This is a genomic window from Pedomonas sp. V897 (assembly GCF_051304405.1).
Taxonomy (GTDB): domain Bacteria; phylum Pseudomonadota; class Alphaproteobacteria; order Sphingomonadales; family Sphingomonadaceae; genus Pedomonas.
The window spans coordinates 1-14,647 of sequence record NZ_JBPPGG010000003.1 but is presented as its reverse complement, the minus strand read 5'-3'; the positions used below and the strand labels follow the sequence as shown (position 1 = coordinate 14,647).

5 protein-coding genes and 2 pseudogenes are annotated in these 14,647 nt (G+C 58.0%); 6 read left to right on the top strand and 1 reads right to left on the bottom strand.

Annotated elements, in window-relative coordinates; translation table 11 throughout:
- Positions 1-36: 36 nt before the first annotated feature.
- Positions 37-297, bottom strand: a pseudogene (locus ACSJJU_RS09210) (BapA/Bap/LapF family prefix-like domain-containing protein); the annotation flags it as partial.
- Positions 298-1,591: 1,294 nt separating this feature from the next.
- Here ACSJJU_RS09210 and ACSJJU_RS09205 point away from each other — a divergent pair.
- The 6 genes and pseudogenes from ACSJJU_RS09205 to ACSJJU_RS09180 form a co-directional block, all read left to right on the top strand.
- A pseudogene (locus tag ACSJJU_RS09205) lies at positions 1,592-2,674 on the top strand (hypothetical protein); the annotation flags it as partial.
- A gap of 111 nt (positions 2,675-2,785) precedes the next feature.
- Positions 2,786-7,534 (top strand): autotransporter outer membrane beta-barrel domain-containing protein, encoded by a 4,749-nt coding sequence (locus tag ACSJJU_RS09200; protein ID WP_435915429.1) that lies wholly within the window; start codon positions 2,786-2,788, stop codon positions 7,532-7,534.
- A gap of 617 nt (positions 7,535-8,151) precedes the next feature.
- Positions 8,152-8,934: a TonB-dependent receptor plug domain-containing protein gene (locus ACSJJU_RS09195; protein WP_435915090.1), complete on the top strand. Its 783-nt coding sequence runs from the start codon at positions 8,152-8,154 to the stop codon at positions 8,932-8,934.
- Between the two features lie 162 nt (positions 8,935-9,096).
- Positions 9,097-11,022: a TonB-dependent receptor domain-containing protein gene (locus ACSJJU_RS09190; RefSeq protein WP_435915089.1), complete on the top strand. Its 1,926-nt coding sequence runs from the start codon at positions 9,097-9,099 to the stop codon at positions 11,020-11,022.
- Between the two features lie 23 nt (positions 11,023-11,045).
- Entirely contained in the window at positions 11,046-13,319 is a 2,274-nt protein-coding gene (locus ACSJJU_RS09185; protein WP_435915088.1) for an alpha/beta hydrolase family protein, read from the top strand.
- A gap of 5 nt (positions 13,320-13,324) precedes the next feature.
- The gene (locus ACSJJU_RS09180) at positions 13,325-13,570 is read left to right on the top strand and encodes a hypothetical protein (protein ID WP_435915087.1); all 246 of its coding nucleotides are present in this window, start codon (positions 13,325-13,327) and stop codon (positions 13,568-13,570) included.
- Positions 13,571-14,647: the final 1,077 nt, after the last annotated feature.

Genomic DNA, 14,647 nt, shown 5'->3' with positions numbered 1-14,647 from the left:
GCCGATCTCGGAGAACTGGAAGTTGGTATATCCGGGAGAGTGCTGGCCCCACCACAGGTTGCCCTCATCATCTTCCAGGACAAGTTCACTTTCGCCCCTGGTGGGGCCCTTCAAATAGAAAATCCGAATGCGGATGATCTTGCCTGACTGCAATGTCAGAACAAGATCATGACCATCCCTTGCATAAGACAGAATATCCCGCGGATGGCAGGACAGCTTGATGATGCTCGCTTGAGCGAGGTTGACAGTGCCCGCCGCCTCTCCCAGACCCGCAGCAGCAGATGATCCATCTGCCATGTTGATTATTGTTATGTCCATGGTTGGACACGTTCCTCCAAACCACTTGACAAAGGGCTATGCCCCTGGACGTTCGATTGCGCTTCGCAGCCATCTGGGAACATGACATTCATGGCCATCTATGCTCCGTGCGCCGAGTAAACCGCCGGCAGATGAAATGGCACCAGACAGTCCTGACACCCAGGACAGAGGCAGATCACCGTCGCCTATCGGTTGGCGGAATTTGATTTACGAGCCCGGGGGAGCAGTTCTGAAACAGCTCGACCCGAGCCAGTGCCCAATGTCAGACGCAGCAAAGAGGTGGCTGTTCGGCGGATCTTCCAAAGCCTTCAACGCCGAGCCCGGGACTCTCCCACGTCAACAGGTCGGCGCCATCAGGCGGATCCGCCGAACCAATACCGAGCAATTGAAAACGACCATTTGCCCCCCCCGATCAAATCGCCCTCTCCTCCCCTTTTCTGGAGGCCGCATGAAGGCGCATTCAATCAATTACTCCGTGCCACCCGATGACTTTTGACGCCTCCTGTTTTCCCCGATGGCATCAACGCAAAGTGACCCGACAACACAAGCCCGCCCCCTCCCAAGATCAACGCGAATACACAAACTTGTTAATAGATAGCGCCCTTATTCTGAGCCCCTTCACCGGACCAATTCCGTAATACTTCTGAACTACGACCCGAACAAATCACCTTCTATTCATCGCTACCATCAAGAATGCAGGACAACCATGCATTACGCCATAATGTGATACTAACGATGACCAAGATTCAACTGAAAATTACAATACCTATCTAAAATCGGGGCGCCCAATCTCAATGTGTGCTAATAAGTATAAATACGACTATACTTAAGATATTGAATTTCCGCGCCAACTCATATCGTTAATTCATCGTTTACTATAGTTCTGTCGCCCTCGCCGCTGTGTATATCAGGACTATGTTTTACAGATCTCTTTAAATTAAAGACGCTCAACCCCGAAAATGTTGCCATAAATAACCGTCTGGACCTGAGTCGGAAAACGATGAGAGGTCACTCGCCCGGCATAACAGAAGCAACCCCTCACACAGGCACGCCCACCACAGACGTTTTGTTGAAGACTAGTCTATTCAATTTAGTCTCCATGGCCTGCTATTTATTCCGCCCAACCCCACTAATTTCATTAATTGTAGAACTTATTTTGCGCATTCTTGCCGATCTAATAACAAAACACTTTGTCTCTATTTCCCCCAATGATACTTGGCTTTGACCGGACATTTTCTGACGGTCGCAAATCCGGTACCAGTCGGGGGGGCTTATGAATTCTTTCTGTCGTCACGCGGCCAAGGCCGCTGAAGCCTTGGCGCACGTTCACAACAAGCCTTTCTCGCGAAAATTGGCCCGCCCCTTGTCGCGAAACCTCCTCCTCGGCGCCCTGCTTGCAAGCACCGCCGCCACCCCCTGCGTTGCGGCATCATCCTATTGGGTAGGCTTCGGCAACTGGCTCGACAATACCGTCTGGTCGGCAGGCGTTCCCGATGCCACCACCGACGTGCGGATTGCGTTCGGCGAGGTGCAAATCACAGCGCCAGCCGCATCTCTCTCTGCCTGGCTCGACGACGGCGCAAGCGCCCTGATCAACGGATCGACCTGGACGATCGGCACAACGCTCACCCTGTGGGAGTCAGCGACAGTCGACGTCGGTGCCGGGGCCACGGTGCTGGCGCAGACCGCAGATCTTGAACATGGCGGAACCCTGAATGTCTCGGGTGGCGCTTCTTTTCTGACCAACGCGTTCACGGCAGGCAGGCGCACATACGTCTCGGCGATCGTCAACGTTACCGGGGCAGGTTCCCGCCTCTCCGCAACGTCCGGATTGACTGTTGGCGACCATGGCAATGGCCTGGTTACTGTTCAGGACGGCGCTGTTCTGGAGACCGGCGGCGTCAGTCGAGTTGGCGTCGAAGAGGATGGATTGACCCCCGCCTACGGTACGGTCCAGATCTTTGACAGCGAATGGCATGCCAACGATATCGTTGTTGGCTCGGGGATGATGGCAAACGGCAATCTGACCGTTTCCGGTGCCACAGCGAAGCTCGTTGCCGTTAACCTCGACTTCGGCCAGTTCACCGGGAATTTCAACAGCAACGCTTCGGTCAGCGCATACAGGCTGCAGGTTGCAGGGGGAGGCGGCAGCGGTACCTTGACAGTCACCCAGGCGACGGTCGATGTCGCAACCGACATCATCGTTGGTTCCGGAGTCTACGCCAACGGCTCCCTCGTCATCCAGTCTCGCGCCGCGGTCACAGGCAACACTCTCAAAATCGCAACCGGGGATAGCCAGGCCACTGGCCAGGTCTTCGTCTTCAATGCGGGCACGACGCTGGACCTGTCCGGCCAGATCGATGTGGGCGAGACAGGCAACGGCACCCTGTTCCTCCGCAATGGCGCCCATGTCGGGGCCGCCTCTGTCCGACTGGCCGAAAACGCCGGAATTATGGGTTACGTCGCAGTGGAAGGGTCAGAGCTCGTCACCGGCCAGGTTTCCGGCGGCGCCGGTTACTCCGATTTCAGAGTCAACGGAAACGGACGACTGGTCCTGACCGGCACGCAAAACAACCTGTTCGCCGGTTTCGACTGGGGCAGCATCGAATTTTCGGATGCCACCATCGACACGCAGGAATTCGAAGTCACAACCGCCGCCGTTATCAATGGCTGGAATTTAATCAAGGCCGGAAGCGGCACGCTGACGCTCGCGGGCAACAACATCTATTTTGGAACGATCATCGAGGAAGGCACCCTGCAGGTCGGCAATGGCGGCACCTCGGGCATGATCCAGGGGCCGGTGCAGAACGATGGCGTGCTGGCCTTCAACCGGTCGGATACCATTATCTTCGCTGAGAACATTGCCGGCACCGGCGCCGTGCATCAGAACGGCACCGGGACGCTGGTGCTGGCAGGCCTCAATGACTATTCCGGCGGCACCGTCATCAAGAAAGGCATCCTTGAGCTTCACGCGGACGCCAGTCTTGGCGACGTCGCAGGCCGCATCGAAATCGCGGGCGGCGTCCTCAAGACCGCCACCACCCTTGCCACCGCACGCAGCATCGTGCTCAGCGGCGGCGGTGCCATCCAGCCGGACGATGGGACGACGCTGACGCTCAGCGGCACGGTGTCCGGCTCGGGTGAGTTGACCAAGTCCGGGGATGGCACGCTGGCGCTCACTGGCGTCAACACCTACAGCGGCGGAACCCGGCTAACCGGCGGCACGGTACTGGTTTCATCAGACGCCAATCTGGGCGCAGCAAGCGGCCCCCTCGAGTTTGCCGGCGGCAGGCTCGCAAATACGATGGATTTCGTTTCGGCCCGTAACATTCTCATGACCGGCAGCGGCATCATCAACACGGCTGCCGGCACGGTGGTGACATTAAGCGGCAACGCATCGGGCACAGGCGCACTGACCAAGACCGGAGAGGGCGTATTGTTGCTGACCGGCGATATGGCCCACACCGGCGGCACCACGATTGCAGCGGGCATGTTGGCGATCGGCGACGGCGGGCTGACCGGCACGCTTGCAGGCAACGTCGTCAACGACAGCATCCTCTTGATCAACCGCGGCGGCATGATCAGCCTCGATGGCAACATCTCCGGCATCGGCAAGCTGGTGAAAGAGAGCCCGGGCACACTCGTCCTCTCCGGTACCAACAGTTATACGGACCAGACTCTGGTCGTTGCGGGTACGCTGCTGGTCAACGGCAACCAGTCGGCGGCAACGGGCCCAACGTTCGTTCTGCCCGGCTCATCGCTCGGTGGCACCGGCGTCATCGGCGGTGATGTCTGGATCAATATTGGTTCGAGCCTGAACCCGGGTGACGGCGCCGGCACCCTCACCATCAACGGTAATCTTACGCTTGACCCCGGTTCGATTCTCAACTTTCAGCTCGGCGAGGCGGGCGTTGCAGGCGGCTCGCGCAACGACCTGGTCAACGTGGGCGGCGATCTTTTTCTCGCCGGCACGCTCAACGTGACGGAAAGCGCAGGCGGCAGCTTCGGCCCTGGCCTCTACCGCCTGTTCAACTATGACGGCACCCTCTCCGGGCCGGGCCTGACGCTGGGTGCCATGCCGGCAGGCAGCGACGTCTTCGTCAACACCAACATCGCCGGACAGGTCAACCTCATCAACCAGGCGGGTCTTTCCCTCAACGTATGGGATGGCCCGGCGGGCGGACGAGGTGACGGCCAGATCACCGGCGGCCCGGGCGTCTGGCAGGTGGGCGGCGGCGCGCGCGACTGGGCGACGGTCGATGGCAGCCTGAACGACGACTACACCAACGGCAGCTTTGCCGTGTTCATGGGCCAGCCGGGCACCGTCACCATCGACAACAGCACTGGCGCGGTCCATGCCGCGGGCCTCCAGTTCGCGACAAGCGGCTATGTGCTGGCGGGCGATGCCCTCACCCTCGACGGCACAAGCGCCATCATCCGCGTTGGCACCGGCGCTGCCGGTGGCGCAAGCCATGTGGCGACCATCGAGGCCGAACTTTCCGGCAGCGCGTCGCTGGAGAAAGCCGACCTCGGCACACTGATCCTGACCGGGGCCAACAGCTACACGGGCGAGACCCGGGTCAGCGGGGGCACGCTGCTGGTCAATGGCAACCAGTCGGCCGCAACGGGCATCACCATTGTCCAGGCCGGGGCAACGCTTGGCGGCACCGGCACGATCGGCGGCGACGCGAGCGTTGCGGGCCGGCTCAGCCCCGGCGCGGCAGGCTTGCCCGGCACGCTCACCATCAACGGGGATCTGGCGCTCGCGTCCACGTCCCAGCTCGACTTCCAGCTCGGCGAGGCGGGCGTCGCGGGCGGCGCGCTCAATGATCTGATCAATGTGGGCGGCGATCTCGTCCTTGCGGGCACGTTGAACGTGACCCAAAGCGCGGGCGGCAGTTTTGGCCCGGGCCTCTACCGCCTGTTCAACTACGGCGGCACCCTCTCCGGGCCGGGCCTGACGCTGGGGTCGATCCCCGGGGGCCACCAGATTTCCGTGCAGACCTCGGTCCCCGGGCAGGTCAACCTGGTCAACACGGCGGGTCTTGCCCTCAGCGTGTGGGACGGCGGTACAGGCGGCAAGAATGACGGCTCGATCAAGGGCGGCAATGGCGTCTGGCGCCTGAGCGCACGGCGCGACGACTGGACCACGATCGACGGTTCGGTGAACTCCGACTACGCCGCAGGCAGCTTCGCCATTTTCCTTGGCGAGCCGGGCACCGTCACCATCGACAACAGCAATGGCGCAGTGACCGCCGCAGGCATGCAGTTCGGTGTGGACGGTTATGTGCTGACGGGCGATCCGCTGACGTTGACAGGCACGCAGGCGATCATTCGCGTCGGCGACGGCACCGGCGCGCGGCCGACGGCGACGATTGCCGCCTCCCTTGTGGGCGCGGCGCAGTTGGCCAAGGAGGACGCGGGCACCCTCATCCTCACCGGCGACAACAGCTACACCGGCGGCACGGTGATCCGCGGCGGCACGCTGGCGGTCTCACGCGACGCCAATCTGGGCGCGGCGGGCACGATCACCTTCCAGGGCGGCACGCTGCAGACGACAGCGGACTTCGCGAGCGGGCGCGGCCTGGTCTTCACCGGAGACGGTGCGGTGCTCACCGACGCGGGCACGACGCTGACACTGGGCAGCGCGCTGTCCGGCAACGGCAGCCTCACCAAGACGGGCGGCGGCCGGCTGGTCCTCACCGCCGACAACAGCGCCTACACGGCACCGACGCACGTGAGCGAGGGCACGCTCTCCGTCAACGGCGCGCTCGGCAGCCACGTGGAGGTGGCCACACAGGGCCGCCTCGGCGGTAATGGCCGGGTGGGCAGCGTGTTCAACACGGGCACGGTGGCACCGGGCAACAGCTTCGGCACGCTCACCGTCGCCGGTGATTATATCGGCAATGGCGGTGTGCTCGAAATCGAGACCGCCCTTGGCGGCGATGACTCGGCAACCGACCGGATGGTGATCCTCGGCAAAACGTCAGGCACCACTCAGGTACACGTGCTGAACCGCGATGGCCTAGGCGGCCTAACGGTGGAAGGCATCAAGATCATCGATGTGGCGGGCGCGTCGAACGGCGCGTTCGTGCTCCGGGGCGACTATGTGTTCGAGGGCGACCCGGCGGTGATCGGCGGCGCCTATGCCTACCGCCTGTTCAAGGGCGGGGTCTCCGATCCGAACGATGGCGACTGGTATCTGCACTCGACCCTGGCCGACGGCACCGGCACGGCGCCGACTGTGCCGCCGCACGAGGCCGAGCCGCTCTACCAGCCGGGCGTGCCGGTCTATGAGGGCTACGTTCAGACCCTGCTGGCGCTGAGCGAGTTGCCGACGATGCAGGAGCGTGTGGGCAACCGGTCGTGGGCGGGGTCGCCGATCCGCGGGGGCAGCGGCATCTGGGGCCGGATCCGCAGCACGCGGCACCGGCCGGAGGCGGCGTTCTCGACCAGCGGCACCGACAAGAACATCAACAGCTGGCAGATGCAGCTGGGGATGGAACAGACGCTGGCGCAGCGCAGTGACGGCTCCACCCTGATCGGCGCGGTGACGGCCCACTACGGCAAGGCGAACGGCCATGTGACCTCCCGCTTCGGCCGCGGCGCGATCAAGACGGAAGGCCACGGCCTTGGTGCAACGCTCACCTGGCACAGCCCCTCCGGCTTCTATGCCGATGGTCAGGCCCAGCTCAGCTGGTTCTCCAGCGACCTCACCTCCGGCACGCTCGGCGCGCTCACCAAGAACAACGACGGCACCGGCGTCGGCTTCAGCCTGGAGCTGGGCAAGCGGGCCTCGCTCGGCGGCGGGCTCAGCCTCACGCCGCAGATCCAGGTGAGCTACGCCCATGCGGACTTCGACCGGTTTGTCGATCCGGCCGGGGCGGTGGTGAAGGCGGATCAGGCCGAGAGCCTGCGCACGCGCTGGGGCCTGTCGCTCGACCATCAGGCCACCGTGGGGGCCAACCGCAGCCGCTACCTCTACGGCATCATCAACATCAGCCGCGAGTGGCTGGCGGAGACGGGCGTCATGGTGAGCGGGACGGACATCCTCAACCGCGAACGCGCCTGGTGGGGCGAGATCGGCCTTGGCGGCAGCTACACCTGGAACGGCCGCGTCACCCTCTACGCCCAGGGCTCGGGCAAGACCGCGCTCGGCGACTTCGGCGACAGCTACAGCCTCAAGGGCACCGTCGGCCTGCGGGCGTCGTTCTGACCCACGGCGGCTGGCTGGCATTTCAAGGGAAAGGTGTGAGGGTTCCTGTTTGCGGATACGAACAGGAACCTCCGCACTCCCCATTTTTTGAACGCCCACCCTTGGCGTTGGCGCACAGCCCCATCATACGAAAAGGATGCTCATGGTCGCCCGCCGTGCAACGTCAACGAGCAGGATGCCCAAACCACTTACCCCGAGGCCCCTCACACCGGAGCAGGTCCGGCCGAAACTTGGCAATTCTACCAATGTAATACACGCATGAATACATGTAAGCGCATGAAAATAGACTCCCTTATACAAACAGAATTCACATCCTATTGACATTGTCAATATTTTACTAATACTGAACTCGTATTTTATCTCTAACTACAATATAACTAATATAATTCTTTTCAAGATATATATTTCATAAAATTAAATATCGAAATAAAATCTATTTATTAAAATAACAACTCATTACTTTCCCCTAACAGTTATAAAATAAACAATATAACACCCCGCATTAAATTACCCCCTCACCACCGTTGCCAATCAAATAATCATTCCAGACACAAATACAGTCAAAATTTAAAATACTTTCATTGTCTACTAAAATTTAATTCGCTCGGAGCGCATAAATGAGGGCACATACTCCTGCAAAATTTTCATTTCTCCTCTACACAACGACCACCTTAAGCACCGCCATCCTTGGTCACCAGCCTGCCTGCGCCCAGCAGCACAGGCCGGACGCACGACTTGCAGCACCAGCCGCGCAGGCATCACCGCCTGAAGGCCAGACAGGTTTACAAACGGACGAAAGCGATACACCCAGGGGTTCATCCGAAATTGCAAGCATGTCGACATCGGCTTTGATTTCAGCCTCGGGGCCGCAATCCGGCCAAGATCAAACCCCGGACGAAAGCAACACGATCATTGTCACCGGCACATTGATCCGGGGCATCGGCGCCTCGGCCGGCACAAAACCAATCGCGATCACACAGGAAGATATCCAGCGCAGCGGCTATGTGACCGCAAGCCAGATGATGGCAATCCTGCCGCAGAATTTCATAAGCGGTTATACCGAGCATGCAGGCCGCACGATAGAAAGTAACACCAACTTTACCGCTTCGACCTCACCTAACCTTCGCGGCTTGGGCCAAAAGGCCACTCTTGTCCTTGTCAACGGACGTCGCCTGCCGGCAATTGGTCTGGATACGACCTCATTGGACATTTCTTCCATTCCCGCGTCGCTTATCGAAAGAATCGAGGTTCTTCCAGATGGCGCCTCATCCGTTTACGGCGCAGATGCGGTCGCAGGCGTGGTAAACGTCATTCTCAAGAAGTCATATGACGGTGCGGAAACGAGGGGCCGGTTCGGTCATGTTACCGAAGGAGGACTGAGGGAGCTCAATTTTAGCTAGTCCTTCGGCACAAGCTGGAATACTGGCAGCGTCTTCATCGGTTATGAATACTACGATCGAACCAACCTGTTTCATGACGAGCGCCGCTACGCCCGATCCGACGATCTCCGTCCCTTTGGAGGTACCGATTGGCGAACGTTCTTTACGTAGCCAGCCAGTATCATGGATCCGGCCACTTTCCAGATCAGATTTGCAGTCCCCGAAAACCACTCCAGGCAACCGCTACTGCCATCGGACCTCCTGCCATCCGACCAGGCTAACCTGTACAGTCTCTCTGACGGGAATGATCTTCTCCCCAAGCTAAAACGACATAGCGTCTACCTCCATGCTCGGCAGGAACTCTCGCCCGATTTCTCGATATTTCTGGAGGGACGCTATGGCGACCGCGATGTGCTCTCGCAAACAGGGTCTTCGGTCAGTGTCGTTACAGTAACCAAGGATTATCCGTTCTATATCGATGCCTTTGGGACAGGTGAGCCACTTCTTGTCGCCTACAACCTCAGTGGTGCGCTCGGCAACGTCGAGAACCGTTCCGATGTCAAAAGCCAAAACGCAACGGCAGGTTTTGAGTACAACATCACCCAGACTCTGCAGTTACGCGCATATGGCTCTTACAGCCGGGAAAAAGCCAATACGGAGACATCTAACTTTGCAGACAACAATCGCTTACTTGAAGCATTGAGTTTTGATGATACAGTGCGCGTTTTTAATATATTCAGCAACGGCGACGACAATCATCCGGACACCCTGGCTTATATTGCCGGCGAGCGATTTTTCCGAACCAGATTCTCCATACTGGAATTCAACGCTCTGCTTGACGGAAGTCTTTTCTCGACACCTGGTGGGGATCTCCGATTTGCGTTTGGGGGTAACTATCGCAAGGAAAAGGCCCGAAGTATTACCTCCTTGGCTGCAATCGGCGAACAACGCCTCCATAGAGAAGTGTTATCGGCGTTCGGCGAACTGTTCTTTTCACTGATCAGCGCGCAAAACCGGACGTCTCTTGCCGAATCTCTGACGGTATCCCTGTCTGGCCGCCTGTATTCCTACAAGGACAAGCCGCGCTTCTCGGAAGGACTGGAATCAACCCGGCAAACGACCTTCAATCCCAAGATCGGCGTTTCGTGGGAGGTTTTCCCCGGTTATAGCTTGAGAGGAACCTATGGCACTTCCTTCGCCACTCCGAGCCTTGCGAACCGGATTACTGAAACCTCAACAACAGGATTTCCTATCGACGATCCTCTTTCGCCAAACGGCCGAAGCTTTGCAATGATTATCGGGGGAATCGCTCCGGACATCAGAAACGAGAAGGCGACAACCTGGACACTTGGCGCTACACTTGCCCCGCCGCAGATTCCCGGTCTGCGCCTTGATGCCACCTTCTTCAACATCAAGTTCAAGGATCGTATCGTTGAAGTTTCTCGGCCCGATGACATCCTCGCCCGGGAAGACGAGTTTGGCCCGATCCTTCAACGCAATCCATCACTCGACCAGATACGCGCAATCTGTGCGATCGCCACCGACAGCGCAGCCCTTCCCGCCTGCGCCAACCCCGAACTGATCAAGGTCATTATAGACGGACGCATAACCAATCATGCCCGAAGCATTGGGCGCGGAATTGATTTCGAGGCTAGCTACAATTTCTCAATCGGAAATCTGGGAGAACTTTCTCTCTCTGCCAATACAGCCTATTTAATTGATTACAAATTTCGCTTCCTTCCCGATTCTCCCGATGTCTCAAATCTGAATGAGGTCAGCCGCCCGGTTGATTTCCGCTCCCGACTATCCGCTACGTGGAACTCGGGACCTGTCAACTTCACTACATTTGTCAATTACGTTGACGATTACCGCAACCCCTCTTCACCGACCAAACCCAAGGTGGGGTCCTGGACAACCGTCGACGTCTCCCTCAGCTATGATTTCAACTACACCGATATAAGCTTTCTGCAGGATACAGTTTTCACGCTTTCGTGCATCAACCTGCTCAACAACAACCCGCCATTTGTCGATACCTATTTTGGATACGACGCAACCAATGCAACGCCGCTCGGCAGGTTTGCTTCCGTCACCCTTATCAAGCGATGGTAAATCAATAATAACACGGTGTCCTCATGACTAACTTTCTTTTTCGGGCATATGCCATCCTGGCATCTGCAATTCTTGTTATTTCTGATGCGGAATCCGCAACGATCCGTCTGACAAATGCAGTCCCTTCAAAAACCGAGGTGCCAAGCTCTTCCATCCGAAAAATGGAGTCCTTTGGCGTTCGTCAAAGCATTGAAATGAAGCAACCATGGTATTTGAATTCAACGGACGCACCAGAGCCACAGTTTGCGACGACCTCACCTGATGGAAAATCGTCCCTACTCCTGACGATGCGAGGCGACCTGTCATCGGGGAAGAACCATTATACTTTGTGGCTGTATGATACTGAGGAGCTTCGCAAATTCGCCGCCTCTGGCGGACAATTCCCACGCCCCCAAGGTCGACCAATCTTTCAGCTAAGCACAAACGATTTTTCCCACACCTATTCGGGCGGGCCGTTCTTGCCAATCAGGGAGTTGCGCTGGCAGGACCATGGCGCGCTCATCTCCTTCATTCTCGCAGAAGAAGGAGATGCTGGAGATATTTATCTTCTTGACATTTCTTCAGGGCACCTACGGCGCCTCACAAAATCTAAAGGACAGGTGGTTGACTATGCAATCTCGAAAGAAAATAGCGTGGTGGTCTATCTGGCCAACGTCATACAGGATTGCCACGTAGCCTTCCTGGAGCCCGAAAAGGTAGGCCAGTATGCTTTCCCCATACATACAGGTGCGTGTGAGAACCCAGGACTGGCACAGCGATTTCCACGTCAGCGAATGCAGGTATTCAAGGCGCCGCTGCATTCGGAGGCCGAAGACACCCAAACTCCAGTCGGCGTGCCCATTTCCGGGTTGCTGACCTATGCTCCCGACCAGTCCACATTAAGACTATCTCCGGATGGCAGATGGGCCACTCTGCTTGCCTCGCCGGACAGCAGCTTGCCGGCTCATTGGAGCAAATATTTCCCAATGATCAGCGGCATCGATCTGTGGACAGAGGTAGGAGGATCTAGAAAAAGCAGCAACCTGGTTGGCGAGGGGTTGCCCATGGCTCCCCAATTTCTTCTCGTCGATGTCGAGAATGGCACCACCGCCCCGATTTTCGATGCACCGGCTGGATTCAGTGCCCGTCTTTCAGATAGTCATTGGCTTCCTGATAGCCGGACCGTCATTCTGACGCATACGCACCTGCCCGACAACGTGTTTCCAGACCGAAACTCTGCCCCACCTCCCGAAAAGATCCATTTCGTTGAATATGATGTTTACGAAAAAAAACTGACCCCATTCCATACGTTTGACGATCCCATAGCACTCAGAAGCATTCTTAACGAATCCGTGATGACAACCGAACTTGTCGGCGCCGGTCAGCTGGTCGCCAGAATTCGGAACAACCCCATTCAGCGTGGCCAGAATGTAATGGAGAACGGAATTTACAGCTATCGGGTTTTCGAGAAGCTGGCGGATGGTTGGAAATCCCGGGAGTCGCGTTCGGTGCCAAATACTATTGGCCGAAGAGCGCCCTTGGTTGTGTCCGTTCGGGAGGATCTGAACACACCGCCCGACTATTATGTCGAAGATGCTGAGAGCGGCCGTGGAGCGCGCCTGACCGACCTCAATCCAGAGCTGCGAAACATAAACATTCCAGAAGCACGCATCTTCAAATGGACGGCTGGCGATGGCAAGCAATGGAAGGCCGCCCTCATATTGCCCCCCACTTTCAACAGGTCACGCCGATACCCTCTGGTCATCCAGATCCACTGCCTCCGCGAAAACAAATTCTTCCGGGATGCCAGCGATCCGGCTGAAACAGCTCCCTATGCAGGAAGAGCCCTTGCCAGCGCTGGATTTGTCGTCCTGCACGTCCCGGCAATACCCGAGACCTGGGATAGTTCCACGAGATTCGATAGCCCTCAGGGCTATCATGTCATTTTCGAGGGCTTGCGATCGGCAATAGACAAGCTTGCCGAGGAAAATCTTGTGGATCCCGAGCGCATCGGAATCGTGGGTTGGAGCGGCGGCGGCCGCACTGCGATGGAGGTGCTCACAAAATCAGGCCTCAACATTGGGGCTGTCGTGGTCGCAGATGCGGCAACGTTCGGCCCTCTCAGTTATTTTCTCTCGGCGGGCTGGCCCGTGGAGAAAGCTTCCATCGTCGAGGAGAGCGTCGGCGGATACCCTTGGGGAGACGGAAAGCAGCAATGGATCGAGAACAATAGCATCTATCTTCTGGACAAGGTTCGGGCGGCCTTGCGTATAGAGACGTATTACAGGGCGGTGCGATCGCTTGGTATGATGTGTTGACGATCATGAAACGACTCAACAAGCCAGTCGAATATTATGTGTATGATGGCACAACGCACGCGCCCATAAACCCCATCCAGCGCTACATCTCGTCCCAAGGGACAGTGGATTGGATGCGGTTTTGGCTGATGGGCGAGGAGGATCCAGACCCGAAAAAGCGGGAGCAGTATATCAGCTGGCGGAAAATGCGAGACCAGGCGGCACAGTCTGCGCAGGCCAGCCAAACGACAACTGCGACAGCTCAGTATTGAGACTGCAAGTTTGCCATCACATGTCGTGAAAGCCGACACTCAGGCCTGGTTAGACGCGGCTTGCAGGTTCGCTAAATAAAATCTGACTCAGGCAGTTGCACCTGACGTGTTCCCTGATTGTTACCGGGTCAGGAGTAGAGTCTGCACCCGACTTTCTGGAGGTTTGTTTGAACGGCATCGGGCTCGGCGGCATAGCTCCAAGCCCTTTGCCCAACGGACTGAGCGGAAGTGCGACCACCTCGTTTTGAGCGAACCCGATCATGTTGCAACCGCGCTACCCCCAAAGAAGTACGCTGCGGGCATGGTTGAACGATATGAACGTGCTTCGTTAAGACTTCGGTCCGCAGGTGACCATTGAAGCTTTCAATTACGGCAAGCTGCATGGGCCTTCCCAGCGCGATGTCTTGCAAGGACCCTTCTGTTCCCGTGATCAGCGCATTATGGTTGGGGAACTCAGTTTCCCGCCGTTTTCGCCGGTCACTGTCTGTAGGCTGGCACGCACGTCGCTGAGGGGTGTCGGTCTACTGGCTGCCCTTGAAGCCCGACAGGGGAGTATCAGCCACTAGAGGCTAGCATCATGTGCACGTCAAATTTTTCACGCCCCCATTGACTACGCCGGTCCGGCCCACAATCCCGTATTTAAGTGTTCAGGGACGCAGGGGCAGCGCGCTTCCGCTGACCGGGATTGCCTTGGCAGGGTGCGCCTTTGCCCGCCGTCGCCGCGCAAAAGCATCGGCCAGTATGGCGCGCTGACGGTCCGCCGAGGGCGGCCGTGTGATCGCCTTTACCGCAAACAAGAACAGCCCCGGCTTTATGCGCCGGGGCTGTTTTGTATCGGTGGTTGCGGTTACTGGATTTGCTGTTTTTTGGAATTGAGCTGGGGGCCGGATTTACCGCTCGCTTTGCTCGCGTTGACCTTCGGCGCTGACGCGCCTTGGTCCGAACCGGTTGGCTCATTCACCGAGCCCTCACGCCCAAAAACGCCAAAAGCCAGCCCTTGGGGCTGGCTTTTATCGTTTTGGTTGCGGGGGCCGGATTTGAACCGACGACCTTCAGGTTATGAGCCTGACGAGCTAC